The sequence below is a fragment of the uncultured Stenotrophomonas sp. genome (assembly GCF_945952405.1).
In the GTDB taxonomy this organism is placed as follows: domain Bacteria; phylum Pseudomonadota; class Gammaproteobacteria; order Xanthomonadales; family Xanthomonadaceae; genus Stenotrophomonas.
On the sequence record NZ_CAMFIA010000024.1, the window covers coordinates 14,557 to 38,549 of the forward strand.

18 protein-coding genes are annotated in these 23,993 nt (G+C 66.9%); 9 read left to right on the top strand and 9 right to left on the bottom strand.

The window, feature by feature from the left end:
• Nucleotides 1-10 precede the first annotated feature (10 nt).
• The 3 genes from Q0P60_RS18180 to Q0P60_RS18190 all read right to left on the bottom strand — a co-directional run bounded on the left by Q0P60_RS18180 (nucleotide 11) and on the right by Q0P60_RS18190 (nucleotide 4,488).
• The gene (locus Q0P60_RS18180) at nucleotides 11-2,959 is read right to left on the bottom strand and encodes a TonB-dependent receptor (protein WP_294996832.1); all 2,949 of its coding nucleotides are present in this window, start codon (nucleotides 2,957-2,959) and stop codon (nucleotides 11-13) included.
• 69 nt (nucleotides 2,960-3,028) lie between these two features.
• Entirely contained in the window at nucleotides 3,029-3,973 is a 945-nt protein-coding gene (locus Q0P60_RS18185; RefSeq protein ID WP_294996833.1) for a FecR domain-containing protein, read from the bottom strand.
• The gene (locus tag Q0P60_RS18190; RefSeq protein ID WP_294996835.1) at nucleotides 3,970-4,488 is read right to left on the bottom strand and encodes a sigma-70 family RNA polymerase sigma factor; all 519 of its coding nucleotides are present in this window, start codon (nucleotides 4,486-4,488) and stop codon (nucleotides 3,970-3,972) included. The genes Q0P60_RS18185 and Q0P60_RS18190 overlap by 4 nt, the downstream gene beginning before the upstream one ends.
• A gap of 151 nt (nucleotides 4,489-4,639) precedes the next feature.
• Between Q0P60_RS18190 and Q0P60_RS18195 the strand changes: the two genes are divergently transcribed.
• Both Q0P60_RS18195 and betT read left to right on the top strand, forming a co-directional pair.
• Complete coding sequence (locus Q0P60_RS18195) at nucleotides 4,640-5,020, top strand: VOC family protein (protein WP_294996837.1); 381 nt, start codon at nucleotides 4,640-4,642, stop codon at nucleotides 5,018-5,020.
• A 197-nt stretch (nucleotides 5,021-5,217) separates the two neighbouring features.
• Nucleotides 5,218-7,197 (top strand): choline BCCT transporter BetT, encoded by a 1,980-nt coding sequence (betT, locus tag Q0P60_RS18200; RefSeq protein ID WP_294996839.1) that lies wholly within the window; start codon nucleotides 5,218-5,220, stop codon nucleotides 7,195-7,197.
• A gap of 143 nt (nucleotides 7,198-7,340) precedes the next feature.
• On the opposite strand, the gene Q0P60_RS18205 is transcribed toward betT, so the two are convergent.
• Nucleotides 7,341-9,968 (bottom strand): TonB-dependent receptor, encoded by a 2,628-nt coding sequence (locus tag Q0P60_RS18205; protein ID WP_294996840.1) that lies wholly within the window; start codon nucleotides 9,966-9,968, stop codon nucleotides 7,341-7,343.
• A gap of 260 nt (nucleotides 9,969-10,228) precedes the next feature.
• Entirely contained in the window at nucleotides 10,229-11,206 is a 978-nt protein-coding gene (locus tag Q0P60_RS18210; RefSeq protein ID WP_294996842.1) for a zinc-binding dehydrogenase, read from the bottom strand.
• A 432-nt stretch (nucleotides 11,207-11,638) separates the two neighbouring features.
• Here Q0P60_RS18210 and Q0P60_RS18215 point away from each other — a divergent pair, with 432 nt between their 5' ends.
• The 4 genes from Q0P60_RS18215 to Q0P60_RS18230 all read left to right on the top strand — a co-directional run bounded on the left by Q0P60_RS18215 (nucleotide 11,639) and on the right by Q0P60_RS18230 (nucleotide 15,927).
• A complete protein-coding gene (locus tag Q0P60_RS18215; RefSeq protein ID WP_294996844.1) occupies nucleotides 11,639-14,017 on the top strand; it encodes a ribonucleoside-diphosphate reductase subunit alpha in 2,379 nt (792 codons plus the stop codon).
• 75 nt (nucleotides 14,018-14,092) lie between these two features.
• Nucleotides 14,093-15,133, top strand: coding sequence for a ribonucleotide-diphosphate reductase subunit beta (locus tag Q0P60_RS18220; protein ID WP_294996846.1), 1,041 nt, complete (start codon nucleotides 14,093-14,095; stop codon nucleotides 15,131-15,133).
• Nucleotides 15,134-15,146: 13 nt separating this feature from the next.
• Nucleotides 15,147-15,626, top strand: coding sequence for a flavodoxin (locus tag Q0P60_RS18225; protein WP_294996888.1), 480 nt, complete (start codon nucleotides 15,147-15,149; stop codon nucleotides 15,624-15,626).
• The gene (locus Q0P60_RS18230; protein WP_294996848.1) at nucleotides 15,598-15,927 is read left to right on the top strand and encodes a thioredoxin family protein; all 330 of its coding nucleotides are present in this window, start codon (nucleotides 15,598-15,600) and stop codon (nucleotides 15,925-15,927) included. The genes Q0P60_RS18225 and Q0P60_RS18230 overlap by 29 nt, the downstream gene beginning before the upstream one ends.
• 71 nt (nucleotides 15,928-15,998) lie before the next feature.
• Here the strand turns inward: Q0P60_RS18230 and Q0P60_RS18235 are convergent, their stop codons facing one another.
• Nucleotides 15,999-17,330: an Nramp family divalent metal transporter gene (locus Q0P60_RS18235; RefSeq protein WP_294996850.1), complete on the bottom strand. Its 1,332-nt coding sequence runs from the start codon at nucleotides 17,328-17,330 to the stop codon at nucleotides 15,999-16,001.
• 117 nt (nucleotides 17,331-17,447) lie between these two features.
• Here Q0P60_RS18235 and mntR point away from each other — a divergent pair, with 117 nt between their 5' ends.
• On the top strand, nucleotides 17,448-17,912 hold the full coding sequence (mntR, locus tag Q0P60_RS18240; RefSeq protein ID WP_294996852.1) for a manganese-binding transcriptional regulator MntR: 465 nt from the start codon (nucleotides 17,448-17,450) through the stop codon (nucleotides 17,910-17,912).
• A gap of 120 nt (nucleotides 17,913-18,032) precedes the next feature.
• On the opposite strand, the gene Q0P60_RS18245 is transcribed toward mntR, so the two are convergent.
• The 3 genes from Q0P60_RS18245 to fabR all read right to left on the bottom strand — a co-directional run bounded on the left by Q0P60_RS18245 (nucleotide 18,033) and on the right by fabR (nucleotide 21,666).
• Nucleotides 18,033-18,581, bottom strand: a complete 549-nt coding sequence (locus Q0P60_RS18245) for a thioredoxin-like domain-containing protein (RefSeq protein ID WP_294996854.1) — start codon at nucleotides 18,579-18,581, stop codon at nucleotides 18,033-18,035.
• Entirely contained in the window at nucleotides 18,571-20,730 is a 2,160-nt protein-coding gene (locus Q0P60_RS18250) for a TonB-dependent receptor (protein WP_294996855.1), read from the bottom strand. The genes Q0P60_RS18245 and Q0P60_RS18250 overlap by 11 nt, the downstream gene beginning before the upstream one ends.
• Before the next feature lie 279 nt (nucleotides 20,731-21,009).
• Nucleotides 21,010-21,666, bottom strand: coding sequence for an HTH-type transcriptional repressor FabR (fabR, locus tag Q0P60_RS18255; protein ID WP_294996857.1), 657 nt, complete (start codon nucleotides 21,664-21,666; stop codon nucleotides 21,010-21,012).
• Between the two features lie 92 nt (nucleotides 21,667-21,758).
• Here fabR and Q0P60_RS18260 point away from each other — a divergent pair, with 92 nt between their 5' ends.
• Entirely contained in the window at nucleotides 21,759-22,829 is a 1,071-nt protein-coding gene (locus Q0P60_RS18260) for a ferredoxin reductase (protein ID WP_294996859.1), read from the top strand.
• Nucleotides 22,830-22,840: 11 nt separating this feature from the next.
• Nucleotides 22,841-23,989, top strand: coding sequence for an acyl-CoA desaturase (locus Q0P60_RS18265; RefSeq protein WP_294996861.1), 1,149 nt, complete (start codon nucleotides 22,841-22,843; stop codon nucleotides 23,987-23,989).
• Nucleotides 23,990-23,993: the final 4 nt, after the last annotated feature.

A 23,993-nucleotide genomic window follows, 5' to 3' on the forward strand; every position in this document is an offset into this window, starting at 1 on the left:
TCCGCAGGGCTTAGAAGCGTGCGGTGAAGTTCAGCCGCGTGGTCCGGCCCGGCCCGGGCATCAGGCTCATCGCCAGCGTATCCATGTAGTAGGTGTTACGCAGGTTGTTGACCACCAGTTCCACTTCGCTGCGCGGGGTGAACTGCCAGCGCGCATAGAAGTCATAGATCGCGGTCGGCAGGTAGATGTTCTGCAGTCCGGTTGAACCGGTGGTGTTCCAGGGCTTGTCCAGCTCGTGGGTGGGGCCGCTGTTGTAGGTGCGGCGGATGCCGGTATCCAGGCGGCGGTCGAACAGGCGGAACCCCAGCGTGCTGTGGATCGAATACTTCGGCGGGTTCTGTGCATTGACGAACGAGGTACCGAAGCCACCATTGACGCAGTCGGGCGTGGTGTCCAGCTTGCTCCACTTCGCATACGGGTCTTCGCGCAGGCGCTTGGCGGTGGCCGCATCGCAGGTGCGGGCGCGCTGGTAGTAGCTGGCGGACAGGTCCAGGTAGGCGATGCCGGCGTCGTAGCCCGATTGCAGCTCGTAGCCGGACACGGTGTAGTTGTCGACATTGTCGACATAGAACGCCCAGTTGCTGGAATCGAAGCGGCGGGTGATCGCGTTGTCGATATCGTTCTTGAACCAGGCGACCTTGAAGGCCAGGCGATCGCCGTCACGCCACAGGTCCTGCCTGAGCAGGCTGAAGCCGATGTCCCAGGAGCGGTTCTTCTCCGGCTTGAGGTCGGCCACCGGCGCCGAGGTGCTGTTGCCCAGCGTCGACTCGAACAGGCTGGGCATCTTCCAGCCCTGCGCGTACTTCACGTAGAAGAACATGTCCGGATCGAGGTTGAAGCGGGCCTCGGCATACGGTGCGAAGCCGTGCCCGGAGCGTTGGATCGCCGGCTTGTAATCCCATGCGGTGGGAATCTTCTTGGTGTAGAAGCCCTTGGCGCCGCGCGGATCGGGAATGAACCCATCGAAGTCGTAGGTCTGTCCCAGTGTGCTGCCGCCATAGGGCGTGGCACGCAGCGAGTCATAGGTGTAGTTGCCCTGTGCGTCCGGGTACCACTCCTTGTACCAGCCCGGCAGCAGCTGGCCGGCCTTGCTCAGGCGCGCAAAGGTGTAGCGCAGGTCGCGTGATTCGCTGACGAAGGCGACGCGGTTGCGGTCACGGGTGCGGTAATCGATGAAGCGGCCACCAGCGGTCAGCGACAGCCAGTCCCACGGCTGCCACTGCAGCGAGGCGACCACGCTGGCCTCGCGGCGCGTACCGGAGCGCAGGTAGCGGTTGTTGTTGTAGTCCACCGGCAGCACCGGCGAGTTCGGCGCGGTGTCCTCGTGCTGGAACGCGGCACCGTAGCGCAGCGTCCACTCGCCCAGGCCATTGCTGAAGCGGGTGGTATTGCTGCTGTCCGCGCCCCAGCGCCGGGTCTTCACATCCGACTGCAGGCCCGGGCCGTAGGTCTCGCCCAGCGTGTCGGGCATCTGATCCGAAGGGACATCCTTGAACAGCGGGGTGTTGGCGATATTGCTGTTGAACATGCGGCTGGTGGCGGTGGTGAGCCACAGGGTGCTGCTCAGGTCCAGCCAGGGATGTGCCTCGGGCCGGTAGCGATGGCGCAGCGAGGTGGCGTTGACCCGCATCCTGCCGGGTTCGAACTGGAACATGGTGTTGGCCTTGTCCACATAGGTCACCCATTCATTGGATTCGCCCACGCGGCCGATCGCCGACGGCATGATCTCGCCGAAGCTGGAGTTGAAGAACCGATGGCTGAGTTCGAGGCGCTGGTCGGGGTCCGGCGTCCAGGTGAATTTCAGCAGTGCCGATTCGTTGTCGGTGTGCGTGTTGAGCACTTCGTCGCCGGGGTGGTACATCGCCGATACCGCCTGGCTGGACATGCCGGTGCCGCCGCTGGACAGATGCTGGTCATCGTAGCGGTGGGCGCCGTTGCTGCCGGCGAAGTAGTTGCCCTGGCGGCGCCGTGCATAGGCGGCGACCAGCTGCCAGTCCTGCCCGCGCTGGGCGAAGGCGACGCTGCCGTTCCAGTCGCGCGGGTCGCGCAGGCTGTTGCGGTTGTCGCTGCCGCGCGCGATCTGCTTGAAGGTACGGGTGCGGTCGATGCTGTTGTCGGCCACGCCGCTGCGGACGCGCAGGCCCCAGGTCTGCCCGTCGTCGAGGATGTCATCGACGTTGAGGGTTTCCATGTAGACCACGCCGCCGATCGCGCTGGCGGCGTTGGCGGCCAGGCTTGGCCCCTTCTCGATGCTGACCGCGCTGATCAGGTCCGGGTCGAGGTAGCTGCGCTGCTGCACGCCGGCATAGCCGCGGTACACATCGATGGCCTGCTGGCCGCCGTCGATGATCACCGGCACCCGGTTCTGGCCCTGCAGGCCCCGGATGTTGACGTCCAGCGCGCCGCCATTGCGGACGTCGCCGGTATGCACGCCCACCGCACCGGCCAGTACGTCACCGATCGACTGGCCGCGGAACCGCTCCAGTTGCTGGCGGTCCAGGTGCACCCGCGAGCCGCTGTCGCGGTAGACCGCGTCGGCATCGGCCAGTCCCCACGGCGATGCGCCATCGCTGGCCTGGCCGGCTACGCGCAGGGTGCCGATCTGGCGTACTCCGGCTTCGGTGGCAGGTGCTGCCTGCAGCACTACACCGCTGGCATCACGCTGGAAGGTCAGGCCGGTTCCGGCCAGCAGTTGTGCCAGTGCGGCATCGGTGGCGAGCGTGGCCTGCACACCCTTGCTGTGGCGACCACGGGTCAGGCGCGCGTCGGCGGCGATGGACAGCCCGGACTGTTGTCCAAACGCGGTGAGTGCCCGGTCGAGCGGGCCCGGTGCGATCTGCCAGTGGATGGCAGCAGGGGCGTCCTGTGCGTGGGCGGCGGCCGGCAACAGGCACGGGCCCGCCAGGGCCAGGTACAGCGCCAGGGTCAGGGGGCGAGGAGAGGGGGAGGGCAGTTTCATGGAGGCGGCAACATCCGCAATGGGTTCCCTTGTAAGGCCCGGTGAGCGCGCAGAAAGGGAACCGCGATGTCAGCGCGGGTGCACGACGGTCCACCATGGCCAGCGCTGCTCGATGCGGATCGGCAGTGCGCGCGCCAGCAGTTGCAACGCCCGCGTGCTGTCCAGCCGTGGCAGCACGGCGGTGACGTTCAGTGCGGCGAGGGCGGCATCACAACCGAGGTAGCCGCGATGGTGGCGGGCCAGTTCGTCGATGACCCGCAGCAGCGGCATGTCCTGGACCTGCAGGCGTCCGTCCTGCCAATCGCCGCGCAATGGATCCGCCGCAGCGGCTTCAAGTCCGCCCATCGGGCCGATCCGCGCCGCGTTGCCCGCGGCCACGTCCAGCACCGGGCCAAGCAGCGGCAGGCAGCGCACCACGCCTTCGAATACATCCAGGCGGCTGCCCTGCGCTTCGCGGCCGACCGCGAAGCGGGTGCCGATCGGTTGCAGGCGTGCCCCCGGCACATGCACGGTCAGCGGCAGGCTGGCATGGGTGGGATGGTGGCCGCTCTGCAGCAGCAGTTCGCCACGCAGCAGATGCAGCGCGCGGCGGCCGCTTCCGATGTCGATCGTGACGTCGCTGTCGGCGTTGAGCCACAGCTGGCTGCCGTCGATCAGGGTCCAGTGCCCGGTCTGCCCCGCTGCGGTTCTCCTGCTCTGCAGTCCGCGCTGCGCCTGCAGGCCGTGCAGCCCGAGCAGCGAGATCGCTCCGATGCCGAGCACGCCGCCGAGTCCGCGCAGCGCCTGGCGACGGCGACGGCCAGCGGTATCGAGTGCCCGTGCGGCAGCCGGTGCCGACAGCCCAGCGAACGACTGCCAGATCGACTCGACCCGGCGCCAGGCGTCGGCGTGTGCCGGATCGGCCTGCAGCCAGGCCTGCCAGCGTTGCTGCTCGTTGCCGCTCCATCCCTGTTGGCGCAGTGCAAACCACTCCGCGGCCTGTTCCAGCGCCAGGCTGGTCAGCGCGGAACTCATGCCGCGGTATCGCCGGACAGTCGCAGGCAGTGCAGCATCGCTTGCGCCATGTACTTCTTGACCATCCGTTCGGAAACGCCCAGTTGCTGGCCGATCTGCGCATAGCCCAGGCCCGACAGGCGCGCCAGCAGGAAGGCGCGACGAGGCCGCTCGGCCAGCCCGGACAGCATGTCGGCGACGGCATGCAGCATCTGCAATGCCTGCGTGCGTTGTTCCGGCGAGGGATGCACCGGTTCCGGCTGTGCGGCCAGCGCATCCAGATAGGCGCGCTCCAGGTCTGCGCGCTGCCAGTGGTTGACCAGCAGGGCATGCGCGATGGTGCTGAGATAGGCGCGTGGCAGGCGCAGTTCGGCCGGATCGATGCGCCGGCTGAGCAGGCGCAGGAAGGTGTCCTGGGTCAGGTCGGCGGCGCAGTCGGCGTTGCGGGTGCGGCGGCGCAGCCAGCCGAGCAGCCAGCCATGGTGTTCGCGGTAGAACCCCGCCAGCGCGGTGCTGGAGGCGGCGGGCACGGCCATCGGCATCGATCATTAATGAGAATGATTCCCATTATAGAATGATCGGTCCGCGCTCGACAAACCCGGGTGCGCGCCGCTGGCAGCGAGCAGGCCCATTTGCGATGCCTCGCGCGCTCGCCGACACTGCGGTCTTTCCACAAGGAGTGCCCGCATGTTCAGCCACATCACCGTTGGAACGAACGACATGGACGTCGCGCATCGCTTCTACGACGCGCTGTTCACCGCGCTGGGCGCCCGTCCGGGTGTCTTCGATGACAAGGGCCGCCTGGTGTACTTCAAGGATGGCCGCATGTTCATCGTGACTGCGCCGATCGACGGCCAGCCGGCCTGCCATGCCAACGGCGGCACCATCGGCTTCACCCTGGACAGCGCCGAGGCGGTGCGTGCCTGGCAGGAGGCCGGCGTCGCGCAGGGCGGCAGCGCCATCGAGGATCCGGCCGGCATCCGCAACATGGCCGGTCGCCAGCTGTTCCTGGCGTACCTGCGTGACCCGGATGGCAACAAGCTGTGCGCGGTGCATGTAATGTCGTGAATGGACTGGCGTGGGTGCGGCATTGCCACACCCTCTGCGGTCAGCGGAGCAGCACGCCGGTGGCCGGCAGCGCGCGCGTGATACCACGTAACGGCGGGCCGGGCCTGTGACCGTGGCCTGCAACTTCATGCTCTGTCCACTGCGATTCAGCCAGAATCGGTCGGCTAATCCTTTGATCTACCGGAGAACGCCGCCCCATGGAAGTACTGGAGCCGCAACAATCCCCGGTGCGCACCCTTCGGCCTGTGTTCGCCTTCGCGGCGATCGTTGTCGTGGCGTTCGCGCTGTTCGTCAGCCTGTTTCCGCTCGGTGCGGGTCGCCTTCTGGTCAAGGCCCAGGACTGGGCCGCGCTCAACGTGGGCTGGTACTACCTGCTGGCGATGACCCTGTACCTGGTGTTCGTGGTTGGCGTGGCATTGTCCAAGTACGGCGGCATCAAGCTTGGTGCCGACCATGACGAGCCGGAGTTCAGCTACCTGTCGTGGGCAGGCATGCTGTTCGCCGCCGGCATCAGCATCACCCTGTTCTTCTTCTGCGTCTCCGAACCGCTGACCCATTACCTGCAGCCACCGCAGGGTGAACCCGCCGCCGGCGAAGCCGGTGCACGCCAGGCCATGCAGCTGCTGTTCCTGCATTGGGGCCTGCATGGCTGGGGCGTGTTCGCGCTGGCCGCGATGGCGATGGCCTACTTCGCCTATCGCCACAACCTGCCGCTGGCACTGCGTTCGGCGCTGTATCCGCTGATCGGCAAGCGCATCAACGGTCCGATCGGCTACACCGTGGATGCGCTGGGCATCGTTGCCACCGTGTTCGGCATCGGTGCCGACATGGGGTTCGGCGTGCTGCACCTCAACGCCGGCCTGTCGCACCTGTTCAACATCCCGCACTCCAACCTGGTGCAGATCATCCTGGTGGTCAGCATGATGGGGGCGGCGGTGGCCGTGGCCGTCTCCGGGGTGGAGAAGGGCGTGCGCTGGATGGCCAACATCAACATGCTGCTGGCGATCGCGCTGGTGCTGTTCATGCTGTGCGCCGGCCCGACCCAGTACCTGCTCAGCACGCTGATGCAGAACCTCGGCGACTACCTGGGCAGCGTGGTCGGCAAGAGCTTCGACGTGTACGCCTATGGCGGTCGCCCGGAATGGCTGGGCGGCTGGACGGTGTTCTACTGGGCCTGGTGGATCGGCTGGGCGCCGTTCGTCGGCCTGTTCATCGCGCGCATCTCGCGCGGTCGCACCATCCGCGAGTTCGTGTTCGGCGTGCTGCTGATCCCGCTCGGCTTCACCCTGGCGTGGCTGTCGATCTTCGGCAACAGCGCACTGGACCAGGTGCTGCACCACGGCCAGCAGCAGCTGGCGCAGCTGGCCGTGGATGATCCACCGACCGTGCTGTATGCCTTGCTGGACGGCTACCCATGGAGCCGCACGGTGATCGCGGTGACGGTACTGGTCAGCTTCATCTTCTTCGTGACCTCCGCGGACTCGGGCGCGGTGGTGCTGTCCACGCTGTCCTCTCATGGCGGCGCGCCGGAGGACGACGGCCCGCGCTGGCTGCGCGTGTTCTGGGGAACGGTGATCGCGGTGCTGACCGCCGGGCTGCTGCTGGCCGGCAGCATCGACGCGTTGAAGTCAGCGGTGGTGCTGGCCTCGCTGCCATTCTCGGCGGTGCTGTTGCTGATGATGTGGGGCCTGACCCGCGCTTTCAGCGATGAGTCGCACCGCAAGCGCGCGCTGCAGTACCGGCCGTCGCCGTTGATCGGTGATGACCGCCATCACCAGGGCTGGCGCCAGCGCCTGAGCCAGGCCATGCACTTCCCGGTGCGCGACCAGGTCTACCGTTTCATGGACGATACGGTGAAGCCGGCGATGGAAGCGGTCGCCGAGCAGCTGCGCGGGCAGGGCTGGGACGTGGCCACGCGCTTTGAAGCCGGCGACATGGAGCTGACGGTGAATCACGGCGAGCAGCAGGATTTCCTGTATCGCGTGATCCTGAGCGGCTACCTGACGCCGTCGTTCGCCGCCCAGCAGTTGCGCAACCAGCGCTACTACCGCGCCGAAGTGCACCTGTTCGAAGGCAGCCAGGATTACGACCTGGTGGGCTACAGCCGCAAGCAGATCATCAACGACATCATCAGCCAGTACGAACGGCACCTGCAGTTCCTGCACCTGAGCCGGTGATGCACGAACGCCGGGCTTGCCCCGGCGTTCGGTGGGTGCGGACCGGTGGTCCGCACACCCCTGCAGAGCCGAGCCCATGCTCGGTTCCTTGATGCCCGAAGCGCAGCCGAGCATGGCTCGGCTCTACCTGTGCAGTTTCCGCATCAGAACCGGTAGCGCGCCCCCAGCGAAACGAACTGCCCGCGCAGGTTGTACTGGCTGATGTCGAAACCACTGGAGCCACCGGCCGGGTCGAACGGCGGGTCCTTGTCGGTCAGGTTCAGCACCGACAGCGACAGCGTGGTGTTGGGAATGCCCTCGTATGCCACGTACAGGTCCAGCTGGTGATACGGCTTGATGCGGTCGCGCAGCCCCGGGTTGCTGGTCGCGGTCGCCACGCGCTGGTCGTATCCGCTCACGTATTGCAGGCTCAGGGTGCTGCTCCAGTCGCCCACTGCCCAGTTCAGCGAGGTAGTGCCGCGGGTGCGCGGCAGCGCGCCGTGACGGTTGTTGCCGGCGCCCTCATACGGTGCCTGGCCGGCCACCAGCGGCTGCTTGAAGCTGAGCAGGTGGGTCCAGCTGCCGGCGACGGTGAAGTTGCCCCAGCCTTCGGTGCGGAAGGTGCGGCTGGCGTCGAGGTCCAGGCCCGAGGTGGTCAGTTCGCCCTGGTTGGCGTACTGGTTGGTGATGAACTGGATGCGTCCCTGCGCATCACGCTGCACGCGGCCGGGGAACAGGGTCGGATTGTCGACGATGAACTGCGCGCTGTCCGGCTTGACCAGGTTGTCCTGCTCGATGCGGTACCAGTCCAGTCCGATGCTGGTGTCGCCATCCGGCGACCACACCGCGCCCAGGTTGAAGTTGCGCGAGCGCTCCGCCTTCAGGTCCGGGTTGCCGGTGCGGATGTTGGTCACCCCGCGGCTGCCACCGGGCTGCAGCGGATCCAGCGGATCGATCACCGAGCCGTAGCTGACGGTCTGGCCCGGCGCGATCTCCGGCAGCGATGGCGCACGGAAGCCGCGCGAGAACGAGCCACGCAGCAGCAGGCTGTCCAGCGGCTGCCAGCGCAGCGCCACCTTCGGTGAGAACGCCTTGCCGAAGTCGTCGTAGTGGTCGCCGCGGCCGGCCAGCTGCAGCTCCAGCGTGCGGTGCAGCGGGACGCTCAGCTCGGCATAGGCGGCACTGACCTGGCGCTCACCGTTGACCACATTGATGGCCGGCCGCAGTTCGGTGCCCGACAGCACCTGTGCACTGGTGCGTGCGTCCAGCGATTCCTTGCGGAATTCGGCACCCCAGGCGAAGCCGACCGTGCCGGCCGGCAGCTCCCACAATGAGGTGGATGCCTTCACGTTCAGCGCGTGCAGCTTGTACCAGCCCGGGCGCTTGGTCTGCAGGCGCAGTGCATCCAGCGCAGCCGGCGTGCTGGCTGGGTTGAGGAAGTTGTAGCTGCCATCGCGCAGGATCTGCTCGAAGGCATAGCGGTTGACGAAATTGTCGACGTACTCGCGCTGCGCGCTCTGCGAGGTCAATGCCGCCAGCTCCCAGTCCCAGCGCTCGCCACTGCCACGCACGCCGGCCAGGGCGCGGTAGAACACCTGGGTGTTGTCCTTCAGGCGCGGGCCGAGATCGAAGAAGGTGTACTCGAACGGCAGCGGCGTGCTGCCCGGATTGTTCGGGTGGCCGACCGGCAGTACCGCCGGGACGTCGATCAGGGTGCCGGTAGCAGGGTTGTAGGCACGCAGTCCGGGGCCGACCGTCAGCGGCGCACTGAAGATCTGGTCGGCCCTGTTGTGGCTGTAGAGCAGGTCGGCGAACGCCTCGACGTGGTCGTTGAAGCGGTAGGTGGCACTCAGCGAGGCCTGCAGGCGCTCCGCGCCCGGCTGCAGGGTCTTGAACGGCTGTGCGTTGAAGGCGCAGGCCTGGCCGGGCAGGGTGCTGCCGAAATCGCTGTAGGGACGCAGCTGGCTGCCTTCGGGGCAGGGGCTGAACGGCTGCGGTGCACGAGGATTGGACAGCCCGTTGCCACCGGCCGTGGACCAGCCGGCCAGGCGCCCGCCGGGCTTGTCGCGGAAGTCACCGCTGCGGGTATAGGCGCGATCATCGCCATCGAGGCGGTCGCGCTTGAGCAGGTCCAGCCCGAACAGCACGTTCCAGCCCTGCTGCTCGAGGTCGCCGAAGCCGGCCAGCAGGTTGGCCTTGCGCTCATTCAGGCCGCCCTGGGTCGCGGCACCGATGCCACCACCGACCTCCACGCCCTGGAAGTTCCTGCGCAGGATGATGTTGATGACGCCGGCGATGGCATCGGAGCCATACACCGCCGAAGCGCCGTCCTTCAGGACTTCGATGCGCTCGACCGCGCTGATCGGCAGTGCGTTGAGGTCGACGAAGGTGTCCTGGGTGTTGAGCGCGAAGCCGAAGTTGGAAACACGGTAGCCGTTGACCAGCACCAGCGTGTTCTTCGGCGACAGCCCGCGCAGGCCGATCGAGGCCGAGCCGGCGGCGAAGCTGCCGGTGTACTGCTCATCGAAGCTGTTGCCGGCGTTGGCCGACAGGTTGCGCAGTACGTCGGTGAGGGTGGAGCGGCCGGTCTGCTCGATCTGCTCGCGGCTGACGATCTGCACCGGGTTCGGCCCGGCGGTATCGCTGCGCTTGATGTTGGAGCCGGTCACCAGCACGGTGCCGAGGGTGGTGCTGTCCTTGCCGGTGTCGGCGGTTTCAGCAGCGCCGGCAACGCCGGCGGAGAGGCCCAGCGCGATCGCGCCGGCAAGCAGGTTCAGGGTGGTGCGGTACATGGAAGCGACAACGCCGAACGGGAGAGGAGCCGTCAGTACCGCACGCGTCTACTCCCGCCTTCCAATGACGAAAGCGCATTCAGTTATACATCACAGGTTCTTAACGAAAGCCGGAACCTTGGCTGGGGCCGGCGTTCGGTGGGTGCGGACCGTTGGTCCGCACACCTCGGTCCTGTAGTGCCGAGCCCATGCTCGGCTCCGTGCGCAAACCGGAACGCAGCCGAGCATGGCGCGGCTCTACAGGAAGGCCTTCCAGCCCATCAAGCCCGCACAAGAACCTTGCCGTTGCGGCCCGAACCCGCGCCGGCCTTTGCGGCCAGGGCGATGTCGTCCAGTGCGAAGACCTGTTCCACCGGCAGGGTCAGTTCGCCATCGGAGGCGCGCTTCAGCAGTTCACCGACCAGCCGGCGCTTGTCCTCCACCGCCATCGCCTGGCTGACCTTGCTGCCCCAGAAGCCCTTCACCGTTGCTTCCTTGTAGATCAGCCCGCCGGCCGGAATGCGCATCGGTTCGCCGCTCATCACGCCGAACGACACCAGGGTGCCGTGGTGGCCGAGCAGGTCGACCAGGTCGCCGCTGGCATCACCGCCGATCGAATCCACCGCCGCGGCCGCCTGGGCTTTGCCGGTGGCGGCGCGCACGCGCTCCTTCCAGCCGTCCAGCGACGTGTCGAACACGTGGTCGATACCCAGCGCCTGCAGTTGCGCGACCGCATCGGCATTGCGCACCAGGTTGGCTACATGCACGCCACGCGCCCGCGCCAGCATCGCCAGCGACTTGCCTACCGCCCCATTGGCGGTGTTCTGCACGATCCACTGGCCCGGCTCGACGTGCAGGAACTCCAGCAGCATCAGCGCACTCAGCGGCATGGCGATCAGCTGCGCGGCGGTTTCGTCGGGGATCGACGCCGGCATGGGGATCACCATGCGCGCCGGTGCGATGAAGGCTTCGGCCCAGGTGCCGTGCACCGAGGCAGCGGCAACCCGCTGGCCGATCTGCAGGCCCTCGACCCCTTTGCCGAGTGCATCGACCACGCCCAGCGCTTCGCTGCCGCCGGTTGCCGGCAGCACCGGCTTGTAGCCGTACAGCCCACGCACGGTCAGCAGGTCGTGGTTGTGGATCGAGGCCAGTACGGTGCGGATGCGCACTTCGCCCGGGCCGGGTTCGGGCAGGGTTGCATCGGCAACGGCGAGGACGTCGGCGGGATCGCCGAAGGAGGCGTACTGGGCAGCGCGCATGGGCGGTGTTCCGGGGAAAGTTGATGTTGTACCGAACTGGGGGCGGGCGCGGTGTCGACAAGGCGGCAGCACTGCAACACGGCATCCTGCGACTGATCGTCGCGGCATGAAGTGATTCCCGCATCTTGTGTTGACGGACCATTCGATCCCCACTATGTTGTGGCCGTCACTCCCGGTCAGCCGCCGCCGCCGGACATGCAGCAAACGTCCCGCGGCCCGCCCCTGAAGGCTTGCCGTGTCGACGCGGCCGCCATCGTGCGGACACAGGTCGCCCCCACGGCCCGGATACCGGCCGCAGGCGCAGGCAGTTGCCGACGACCTGGTGTTCCCGCGCGCTGGCATCCCACCCCGACCGCCCCGTGCGCCGGTATCGCGTGCAGGGCTGCCATGGCATCGACGCCGCCGTGCGTGCGAGCCTGGAGACGCAGGACCATGACCGACAACCCCTACCGCGCGGCCGATCCGGCTGGCGCCGGCGACGCGTTGCGCGCCGCTGGCGAGCGCGTGCCAACCTGGATCACCAAGGAAGCGGGCAACCGCCGCCTGCCGTTCGACGCCGAGCGCCTGCAGCGCAGCGTCGACGCCGTGCATGCCGAGTTCCCGCAGCTGGATGTGAGCGACTACCGCCGCGTGGTGCAGGCGATGGTCGAGCGCAAGCCCAGCCTCAGTGCCGATGATCTGGTCGACCTGCTGATCCGCGAGGCGGAATCGCGCGTGGACCTGGTCGCGCCGGAGTGGGAGCAGTTTGCCGCGCGCATCTACCTGCGTCGGCTGTACAAGCGTGCCAGCCGCAACCGCTTCTACGATGTCAGCCTGAAGTACGGCTCCTACGTGGGCCTGCAGGAAAGCCTGGCCGACCGCGGCGTCTACAGCAACGACATCCTGCGCTGCTATTCCAAGGAGGAACTGCAGCAGGCCGGCGAGATGATCGACCCGGATCGGGATCGTCTGTTCGCCTACAACGGCCTGTACCTGCTGGCCACGCGCTACCTGGCCAGCGACCGCAGCCGCGAAGTCTATGAGCTGCCGCAGGAGCGCTGGCTGACCATCGCGCTGTACCTGATGCAGGAAGAAGGCGGGCCAGGCGAGAGCGGCCGCGTGCGGCGCATGCAACTGGTCGGCGAGGCCTACTGGGCGTTGTCCAACCTGTACATGACCGTGGCTACCCCAACCCTGGCCAATGCCGGCAAGGTCGGGGGCCAGCTGTCCAGCTGCTTCATCGATACGGTGGACGACAGCCTGCAGGGCATCTATGACTCCAACACCGATATCGCCCGGGTTTCCAAGCACGGGGGAGGTGTCGGCGCCTATCTGGGCTATGTGCGCAGCAGTGGTGCGCCGATCCGCGGCGTACCCAACTCCTCCGGTGGCGTGGTGCCGTGGATCAAGCAACTCAACAACACCGCGGTGTCGGTTGACCAGCTTGGCCAACGCAAGGGGGCGGTGGCGGTGTACCTCGATATCTGGCACCGCGACATTGAAGCCTTCCTCGACCTGCGCCTGAACAATGGTGACCAGCGACTGCGCGCGCACGATGTGTTCACTTCGGTGTGCGTGCCGGACCTGTTCATGGAGGCGGTCGAGCGCCGCGCCGACTGGTACCTGTTCGATCCGCACGAGGTGAAGCAGGCCAAGGGCTGGTACCTGCAGGACTTCTATGACGAGAAGCGCGGCGTGGGCAGTTTCCGTGACCGCTACGCCGAACTGGTCGCCGATGAGCGCATCAGCCGGCGCACGGTGAAGGCCATCGATCTGTTCAAGCGGATCATGCTCAGCCAGCTGGAGACCGGCAATCCATTCCTGTTCTACCGCGACGAGGTAAACCGGAAGAATCCGAACAAGCATGCGGGCATGGTCTATTCCAGCAACCTGTGCACCGAGATCCTGCAGAACATGAGCCCGACGCGGCTGATCCAGGAGATCGTCAGTGGCGACCAGATCGTCACCACCCGCCGCGCCGGCGACTTCGTGGTCTGCAACCTGTCTTCGATCAACCTGGGCCGTGCGATCAGTGCACCGGATGATCTGCTGGCCACCGATGTGCTGGAGCGCCTGATTCCGATCCAGGTGCGCATGCTCGACAACGTGATCGACCTCAATGCCCTGCCGGTGCCGCAGGCCACGATCACCAATCGCAAGTACCGCGCGATCGGCCTGGGCACGTTCGGCTGGCACCACCTGCTGGCCCAGCAGTCGATCCAGTGGGAATCGGTGGAGGCCGAGCAGCTGGCCGATCGCCTGTACGAGCGCATCAACTTCCTGACCATCCAGGCCAGTGCGCAGTTGGCCAGGGAGAAGGGCAGCTACCCGATGTTCGCCGGCAGTGACTGGCACAACGGCCGCTATTTCCGTGATCGCGACTATGGCGGCGCGGCCTGGGACAGCCTGGCCGGCGAGGTGGCCACGCACGGCCTGCGCAATGGCTGGCTGCTGGCAGTGGCGCCGAACATGAGCACAGCGCAGATTGCCGGCTCCACTGCATCGATCGACCCGATCTACAGCGCGTTCTACTACGAGGAGAAGAAGGACTTCCGGCGGCCGGTGGCGGCGCCGGGCCTGTCGCTGGAGACCTGGCCGTACTACGAGAAGGGCGCCTACAAGGTCGACCAGTTCGCCAGCGTGCGCCAGAACGCACGCCGCCAGCGCCACGTGGACCAGTCGATCAGCTTCAACCTCTACGTGCCCAGCACGATCCGCGCCAGCACGCTGCTGGAGCTGCATCTGAGCGCATGGCGCGAAGGCCTGAAAACCACCTACTACGTGCGTTCCAACGATATCGACATCAGCGAATGCGAGTGGTGCGCCAGCTGATCGTCACCCGCAATCAAGGGTAGTGCCGGCCGCTGGCCGGCAACCTGGCAGAGATTTGGACAAGGGCAGAAGACCATGGCAACCCCGCTTGACCGCATCAAGATCCTCGAACCGCGCCATCCCAACCGCAGCACCGGCATCATCAACGGCCGCACCAGCGGCATCCTGAACTGGAATGACATTCCGTACCCATCGTTCTATCGGGCCTACAAGGAACTGTCGACCAACTTCTGGATTCCCGACGAAGTCGACATGAAGGCGGATGCGCGCCAGTACGGCGAGCTTTCCGGCCGCGAAAAAAACGCCTATGACTCGATCATCGGCCTGCTCGCCACCCTGGATTCGCCGCAGACCCGCTTCATCTACAACGTGGCCGAGTACATCACCGACCCGGCCGCGCATGCCAATGCGGCGATCATCGGCCAGCAGGAGGTGATCCACAACGAAAGCTACAGCTATGTGCTGGCCTCGATCACCGACCTGCCGAACCAGAACCGGGTGTTCGAGCTGGCCCGCACCCATCCGACCATCATCAAGCGCAATGCGCCGATCATGGGCGCGTACGACGACTTCATGCGCGAGAAGACCGCCGAGACCCTGCTGAAGTCGTTGATCCAGTCCTCGATCCTGGAGGGCATCAACTTCTATTCCGGATTCGCCTACTTCTACAACCTGGTACGGCAGAACCGCATGACCGGCACCGGCAAGATCATCAGCTTCATCAACCGCGACGAGCTGGCCCACACCAAGTTCATCAGCGAGGTGATCCGCGCCATCGTCGGCGAGAACCCGGAGCTGCAGACCAACGAGCTGACGGCCTACGTGCACGGTGCGTTCGAGCACGCCATCGAGCTGGAGACGCAATGGTCGTCGGAAGTGCTGGATGGCATCGACGGCATCGACGTCGACGAGATGGTGCGCTACGTGAAGTACCGCGCCAACAAGATGGCCGGCATGCTCGGCATCGAGCGCCTGTACAGCGACACCACCGACAACGTGATGCCGTGGATCAAGGCCTACGCCGACAACTTCACCGAGACCAAGACCGACTTCTTCGAGATGCGCAATGCAAGTTACAAGAAGACCAACGTCGACAACGGCTTCGACGATCTCTGAACCCGGCGCGGCCCTGGGCATCCTGCTGGTGGTGGCGTCATTGAGCGGCAACACCCGCGAGCTCGGCCGGCAGATTGCCGAGCGCCTGCGCGCCGCAGGGCATGCGGTGCACTGGCAGGAGGCCGATGACCTGCGCCAGGCGCCAGCGTTGGCGGCGGACCAGGCGGACCTGGTGCTGCTGGGCTGCTGGACCGACAACGCCGGGCGCACGCCTGCGGAGATGAAGCGGTGGGTCGCCGGCACCGCCGAGCGTGGCGAGCGGCCGCGCCAGCTGGCGGTGTTCGGCACCGGCGAGACGCAGTGGGGCCAGGAATACTACTGCGGAGCCGTGCACCGGTTGATCCGCTATTTCCACAGCGGCTACCCGCCGCTGGAGATCGAACAGATGCCGCATGGCGAACGCCATGCCGCGGCCATCGAGGCCTGGACCGATGCGGTCCTGGCCCATTACTGGAGCAGTATCGATGCAGATCATCGACGCCACCACGCCTGAGCAGTTCCAGCAGTTGCTGGCCCAGCACCCGCGGGTGCTGGTGGATTTCCACAAGGAGCAGTGTCCGGGTTGCCGGATGCTGGAGATGTCGCTGCATCGCGTGGCCACCAGCGTGGCGGGGCAGGGCACGACCCTGCTGCGCGTGCAGCTGGAAGTGCTGGGTGAAGCGTTCTTCAGGGAACTGGGGCTGCGCCAGACGCCGACGCTCTCGCTGTTCCGTGACGGCGACGAGCGGACCCGCCTGGCGGGGTTCCAGTCGCCGCAGCAGATCGAAGCGGCGATCGCGCTGCACCTTCTGTAGCGCCGAGCCGATGCCCGGCTGCCGTTCGCGTGGTGCATAGAGACATCCACGCATGGCGTGGATCTACTGGGTCAGGTGCCGGTAAAGGTGTCCACCAGCAGCTTCACGTTCAAGACCACGATCACCAGGGCGATCACCCAGGCGAGCGCGCCCAGCCAGCGCGGTGCAACCAGCGCGCCCATCGTCATCCTGTCGGTCACGATGCGCACCAGCGGGATGATCGCGAACGGCAGCTGCATCGACAGCACGACCTGGCTGAGGACCAGCAGCCTCACCGCGCCCTGGTCGCCGAACATCACGATGACCACCACCACCGGGATGATCGCCAGCGCCCGCGTCAGCAGGCGTCGCAGCCACGGCGGCAGGCGCAGGTGCAGGAACCCCTCCATCACGATCTGGCCGGCCAGGGTGGCGGTCACTGTCGAATTCAGGCCGGAGGCCAGCAGCGCGACCGCGAACAGCGTCGCCGCCGCGCCCACGCCCAGCATCGGCGCCAGCAGCTGGTGGGCCTGCTCGATGTCTTCCACGTCGAAGCGGCCATTGGCGTGGAACACCGCGGCCGCCAGGATCAGGATGCTGGCGTTGATGAACAGTGCCAGGGTCAAGGCGATGGTGCTGTCGGTCACCGCCCAGCGCAGCGCGCTGCGGCGGCCTTCATCGGTACGCGGGTAGGCGCGGGTCTGCACGATGGACGAATGCAGGTACAGGTTGTGCGGCATCACCGTGGCACCGATGATGCCGATCGCGATGTACAGCGCGTGCGGGTCGGTCACCACCTGCGCGCGCGGAATGAACCCACCCAGCACCGCCATCAGCGGCGGCGCGGCCATCGCGATCTGCACCACGAAGCAGGCGAAGATCACCATCAGCAGCGCGATCACGAAGGCTTCCAGCGCACGGAAGCCACGGTTCATCAGCAGCAGCACCAGCAGCGTATCCAGCGCGGTGATCACCGCGCCCCACAGCAGGGGCAGGTCGAACAGCAGCTTCAGGGCGATCGCGGTGCCGATCACCTCGGCGAGGTCGCAGGCAATGATCGCCGCCTCGCACAGCGCCCACAGCGCCAGGTTTACCGGCTTCGGATAGCGCGCGCGGCAGGCCTGGGCCAGGTCCATGCCGGTGGCGATGCCCAGCCGCGCCGACAGCGCCTGCAGGATCACCGCCATCAGGTTGGAAACGAGGATGACCGACAGCAGCAGGTAGCCGAAGCGCGAACCGCCGGCGAGGTCAGTGGCCCAGTTGCCTGGATCCATGTAGCCGACCGAGATCATGTAGCCGGGGCCGAGGAAGGCCAGCAGGCGGAACCACCAGTGGCCCTTGTCGGGCACCGCGACCGAGGCGTTGAGCGCGCCCAGGCTGGCCGCAGGGGAGGCCGAGGGGTCGCGGGGCGCGAGGGTGTTCATGGGTCCGAATATAGCTCCTGCTATAGTCATTAGCAATGTGAAACAATCGTCTTTATCGCGTTACTGGTCCAGAATTCAGGTTCAACCCCGGATCACACCGGAAGGACAGGCGCAGGCGTGGGCAGGACCGACGATTCGACATCGCTGAAAAACACCCCCTTGATCGAGGCCGAGCGCCAGGTCGAGAGCTTCCGGCAGGTGCGCGAGGCGCACCGCATGGAGCTGGTGGAGGACTATGTCGAGCTGATCTCGGACCTGCTGGCCGATGGCGGTGAGGCCCGCCAGGTCGACATCGCCACCCGCCTGGGCGTGGCCCAGCCGACCGTGGCGAAGATGCTGCGGCGCCTGGCCCGTGATGGCTGGGTCGTGCAGCGCCCGTACCGTGGCGTGTTCCTGACTCCGGAGGGTGAGGCCCTGGCGCATGCCAGCCGCCAGCGGCACCAGACGGTGGAGCGCTTCCTGCTGGCGCTGGGGGTGGATGCGGATACCGCACGGCGCGACGCCGAAGGCATCGAGCACCATGTAAGCGAGCAGACGCTGGCGTTGTTCGAGGCGTTCGTGCGCAAGGCCGAGGGCGGTTGAGTCGCGGTTTGCGTGTTGCTGTTGGCGAGGCAGGGTAACGAGTCGAGCAGGGCTTGACGCTGCAAAGGCATCCACGCATGGCGTGGATCTACTGCGGAAGCTGCCTGCTTGGCGGCTGTTCTACAGCCCCGACGGGCAGCGCGCCTGCGGCTGCGCGCAGGCGCGGGCCTGCCATTCCTTCAGCACCGGCTGCAGGCCTTCGTAGCGGCGGCCATGCCAGCCGTTGGCCAGCACCGTGCCCTCGGCATCGATCAGCACCAGGTTGGGTGGGCCCAGCCCGGCCAGGGCCCGCAGCGCCGGCATGCGTGCGGCGCGGCGCGGATCCAGCACCGGCCACGGCATCTCCTGCAGCTGCATGTAGCGGCGCAGCGCGGCGTCGCCCGGGTCAAGGCTGACGTACACCACTTCGGTGTCGGCGCCGGCCTGGCGCAGCGCGTCGCGCACGCTGCGCAGGGTCGGCACGAAGGCGTGGCATGGCGCACACCAGTCGGCGCCGAAGTACAGCGCCAGCAGGGGCGGTGGCGGCGACCACTGCACCGGCAGCAGGCTGCGTGGCCCGGGCCGCATCAGCGAGGCGGAAACCTGTGCGTGCAGGTCCGCGGCCATTGCCGGGGCGGCCAGCAGCAGGGCGGCGGCCATCAACAGGCGCGGCAGCCGTTCAGAACGCATAGCGGAGATTGACGTACCAGGAGCGTGCGAAGCGCGGCCCGTAGACATAGTCGCTGTCGCGCAGTGCACCGACTTCCAGATCCTTCTGGCGCTGGTCGAAGACATTCTTCACGCCTGCAGCCACCGAGACCTCCTGTTGCGCCTGCGCACCGAAGTGACGATGCCAGCGCGCACCGAGATCGGTAACCAGGAAGGCGCGGGTACGGTGCAGCTCGCCCAGGCGATTGTTCAGCACCGGCATCGACCCGGTGTGGCGCAACGCCACGAAGGTTTCCCACGGTTCGGCCGGCAGCCAGCTGAGCTGGGCCAGGCCGGTCCAGCGCGGCGTCTTCAGGTAGTCGCGGCTTTCGATGACGGTGTCGCCGCCGTCGCCGCGGTCGTCGAAGATGCGCTGTGGCTCGCGGAAGCGCGAGCGGTACCACGAAGCCCCGGCCGACAGGCGCCACTGCGGTGATGGCTGCCAGCCGAGGTTGGTTTCCATGCCCAACACATTCGAACCGGAGGCGTTGTAGCGCAGCTGGCTGAGCTGGCCGTCATCGCCACGCTGGATCTCGCCCAGTGCGAAGGTGTCGCGGATGCGGGCGTACGAGGCGGTAGCGTCCCAGCTCCAGACCGGATTGGCCGGGTCCGAGCGCCAGTCGAAGCCGAACAGCGTGGTCAACGCGCGTTCCTCCTTCAGGCCGGTGGTGTTGCGCACGCGCACCTGCTCGCCGCCGAGCGTATCGACGTGCACGTCCTCGACGAAGATCTCCGGTGCGCGGAAGCCGGTGGCGATGCCGGCCCGCCACTTCAGGTTCGGGCTGGCCTGCCAGGCCAGCGCGATGCGCGGCGAGAACACGGCGTTGTCCAGCTCCGAACTCTTGTCGACGCGCGCGCCGAGCACCAGGTCCACGCTGTCGCGCAGGCTCCACTCGTCCTGGATGAACGCGCCGAGCGTGTGGAAGGTGGCGTCCTCCAGCACCGCGAGGCGCTGGCCGGCGCCATTGCGGTTGTCGTCGCGCAGCGCCTCGTGCTTGTACTGCACGCCGAAGGCGAGCGCGTGCGCGCCCAGCCGCCAGTTCAACTGGCTGTCGATGTAGTGCAGCGGGTTGCGGGTGCGGCCGTACTGCCGCCAGGAACGCGCGGCCGCGCTGCCAGCCACGTTGCGGTCCAGCTGCGACGGGTCATAGCCGGGCGCGGACGGATCGGTGACCACATCGCCGAGGCCACCATAGAAGCTGTCGCGATCGATGTCGGCGAAGGCATAGGCGAGACGGAAGTCGACGTCCGCATTGACCTCCTGGTCCCACGACACGCTGCCACGGCGATACTTCGTGTCCAGTGATTCGGCAATGTTGGCCAGGTACTCGGGCTGGTCCAGGCGATTGCCGCCGCGGCGGGTTTCATCGGTCACCTGCAGGTCCAGGCGCAGCCGGGTGCCCGGGGTCGGGGCGTACCAGGCCTGCACGCCGCCGACCTTGAGGTTCTTGCGGGTGATCTCGGTGTAGCCATCGCCGTTGTAGTCGATGCCGCTGTTCCAGTTGCGTTGTGCGATCACCGACAGCCCCGCGTCCGCATCCTGGCCGACCAGGTCCAGGCGCACGTCGGCATTCTTCTGCGGCGTGCCCTTCAGCACGTCCACGCCGGCCTGCACATGGCCGCCGCTGCGCGCCGGCAGAGGCGGAATCAGGTTGATCACGCCGGCGACCGCGCCAGGGCCATACAGCGCAGAGCCACCTCCCTTGACGACTTCGATGCGGTCGACGAAGCCGGCCGGGATCTGTTCCAGCCCATACACACTGCCCAGCGTGGACAGCAGCGGGATGCCGTCGAACAGCAGCTGGTTGTAGGCACCGGGCAGGCCCAGCAGCTGCACCTCACTGGTGTTGCAGTTCTGGCAGTTGCTTTCCACGCGCAGGCCGTTGATCAGCTCCGCCGCGCGTGAAAAGTCCGTGGCGGCACGCAGTGCGATGTCTTCCCTGCGCAATACCTCGGTGCGGATGGGGACGTCCGACAGCAGGCGCTCGCTGCGGGTGGCGGTACTCACCTTGACCTGCACGCGGTCCAGTTCCGTCGGTTTCGGAGGGGTGGCCAGTGCAGGCAGCGGCAAGGCGATGGCAAGGGTGGCGGTCAGCGGCAACCGGCGGAAGCGGTGGGGGATAAAGCGCATGAGGGCGTCGTCCTTGGGGGAAAAAAGGCGGCGAGGGCGACCTGGCTGATGCATATGAAAGCAGTGGCTTATGAATATAGCAAGTGCTATATAACGAAGCCGTAGCAATTCCGCGTGGGGCGCCCGTCCAGTCAGATCATGCGTGTGTTATAACATTACAATTAAGGGTCGCAACCCTGCCGGTGGTCATGCACCGGGGATGGCGTTGCCGTGTGGCGCAGGCAGTCGGGGTCACAGCCCTTTCCTGCCGAAAGGGATCCGACCCCTGCGGGGCGATCGTCAGCCGCGGCGGAATGCGGCGGGGGTGCGGGCGCCGACGATGATCATGCGGATCATCGTGGAGATCTGTTCGACCAGCTCCGGATCCTTCTCCGGCGGCAGGTCCATGGCGGTGGCACCCATCGCGAACACCAGCCGGGTGATGGCCTTGGCCACCAGTTCGGGGGCATGCAGCACGGCACCATCCAGCGCCGCCAGGCGCACCAGGTCGTGCTGCAGTTCTTCCTCGAAATAGTGCAGCTCGCGCTCGACCGCATGCTTGAAGTCGTCCGAGCCGACCGCGCCTTCGCGCAGCAGTACGTGCAGCAGCTTGTCGTCGGCGCGCAGCTGCTCCATGAACGTCTCCACCGACACCCGGACCACGCTGCTGGCCGTGGAGGTGGCACGCTGACGGGCTTCGCCGATGATGGTGCGCAGCGAGCGGCCGGCGGCATCGATCAGCGCCACGGCCAGTTCGTCCATGTCGCGGAACTGCCGGTAGAAGCTGTTCGGCGCGATGCCGGCCTCGCGTGCCACTTCGCGCAGGCTGAGCGTGGACAGGCTGCGGTGTGGCCCGATCAGTTTCAGGGCGGCGGCCAACAGGTCCTCGCGGCTCACCGTGCGGCGGGCCGGGCTGTTGGCATCTTCGGGCGTCGACAAGACGGTGGCAGCGGCCATGAGGATTCCGGTGGGGCGAGGCTGAATCATACCCAATCCGGTTCAATATACACATGTATACACAGGTGTATGTGCGCCCGTATAGTGCGCCCATGAGCGCTGTCGTCCGTCCGTCCCTGTTCTCTCCACACCGCTGGGTCTCGCCGTCGCTGTTCGATTTCTGGGCGGGCCAGCTCAATCCCCTGTGGACCCTGCGCGAGCCGGTGGCCCGCCTGCTCCGGCGTGAACCGGCCGGCGAGGGCGCGGCGACCCTGGTGCTGCGTACCAACCGGCACTGGTCCGGCATGCGCGCCGGCCAGCACGTCACCCTCGGGGTGGAGATCGAAGGGCGGCTGTGGCAACGCAGCTACAGCCCCACCGTGCTGGGCCCGCGCGAGCTGGCGATTACCGTCAAGGCAGTGGAGGGTGGCCGGGTCAGCCAGCACCTGGTCCAGCATGCACGGCGCGGCGAGTTGTTCCGTCTGGATGCCGCCTTTGGCGAGTTCCACCTGCCGGTTGCGGCGCCCGTGCTGCTGCTGGCGGCGGGCAGTGGCATCACGCCGATGCGCAGCCTGTTGCGCGAGGCCTGCCAGCGCCCGCTGGCGGCGCCGCTGGACCTGTTCTACTGGGAACGCACGGCTGCTCACCTGCAGTTCCGTGATGAACTGCAGGCTCTGGCCGCGGCCCATCCCAACCTGCGCGTGCACCTGCTGACCACCCGTGAAGGTGACGTGCCTGCGGCGCGCATCGACAACCACACGCTGCAGGCCGCCGGCGATGACACGCCGTTGGCGCAGCGCCACGTGCTGGCCTGTGGCCCGGATGGCTTCGTCGCCGCTGCGCGCGCGCGCCTGGCGCACCAGGTGGCCGGCTTCCAGGCCGAAGCCTTCACACCACCGGCGCCGATCCGCGATGGCAGCAGCGAAGGCGAAGTGTCGCTGACCCTGGCACGCAGCGGCCGCCAGCTGAGCGTGCCGCGCGGCCGTTCGCTGCTGGAGAGCCTCGAAGCCCACGGCATCAAGCCCAAGCACGGCTGCCGCATGGGCATCTGCAACAGTTGTTCCTGCGACCGCGTCAGTGGCGCTACCCGCCACCTGCGCACCGGCGACCTGCAGTCCGAATCGGCACAGCCGGTGCGGATCTGCGTGAGCGCTCCGACCACCGACCTGACTTTGGATCTCTGAGGACCGTTGCCATGACCCGCGCTACCGACCGTGCCCTGAGCACCGCCGAGATGCATGCCTTCGGCGAAGAACTCGATGCGATCCGCGACCGTGTGATCGGCAGCCTCGGTGCCTCCGATACCCGCTACATCCGCCGCGTGGCCGCCGCTGTGCGCTGGTTCGGCGTGGGCGGGCGCGGCCTGCTGTTCCTGGCCGCGTTCTCGCCGCTGTTCTGGATGCCGCTGCTGTGGCCGGCCGCGATCACCGGCACCCTGTTGCTGGCGTTGTCGAAGATCCTGGAGAACATGGAGCTCGGTCACAACGTCATGCACGGCCAGTTCGACTGGACCGGCGACCCCAAGCTCAACGGCAATACCTACGAGTGGGACATCGTTGCCACGGCCGACAACTGGCGCAAGACCCACAATTTCCGCCACCACACCTATACCAACGTGCGGGGCATGGACGATGACATCGGCTATGGGCTGCTGCGCATTTTCCCGGAGCAGCGCTGGAAGCCGTTCTACCTGCTGCAGCCGATCATCGCGCCGATCTTCGCGTTGCTGTTCCAGTGGGGCGTGGCTGCGCAGGACCTGCGCCTGGGCCGCTGGCTGAAGGGGCGCATGAGTGGCCGCGCGATGTGGCTGCAGACCCGTCCCGTGGCGCGCAAGATGCTGCGCCAGGTGCTGAAGGACTACGTGTTCTTCCCGCTGCTGGCCGGTCCGTTCTTCCTCACCGTGATGCTGGGCAACCTGGTCGCCAATGGCCTGCGTAACATCTGGACCTACGTGATCATCTTCTGCGGCCATTTCACCGCCGAATCGGAAACTTTCCCGAAGGAATGCCTGCGCAATGAATCGCGCGGGCACTGGTACCTGCGCCAGCTGCGCGGCTCGTCCAATATCAGTGGTGGCTTCCTGATCAACGTACTGTCGGGCAACCTCAGCCACCAGATCGAGCATCACTTCTATCCGGACCTGCCGGCCAACCGCTATGCGGCCATCGCCAAGGAAGTGAAGGACATCTGCCGCCGCTACGGCCAGCACTACAACAACGGCTCGCTGCCGCGCCAGTTCGGCCAGGTGGTCTGGCGCATCCTGCGCCATGCCTTCCCGAGCAAGCCGCGCCGCCTGCCGATGGCGGACATCATGTCCGCACCGGCCTCGGCCAACGCGGGCTGATCGA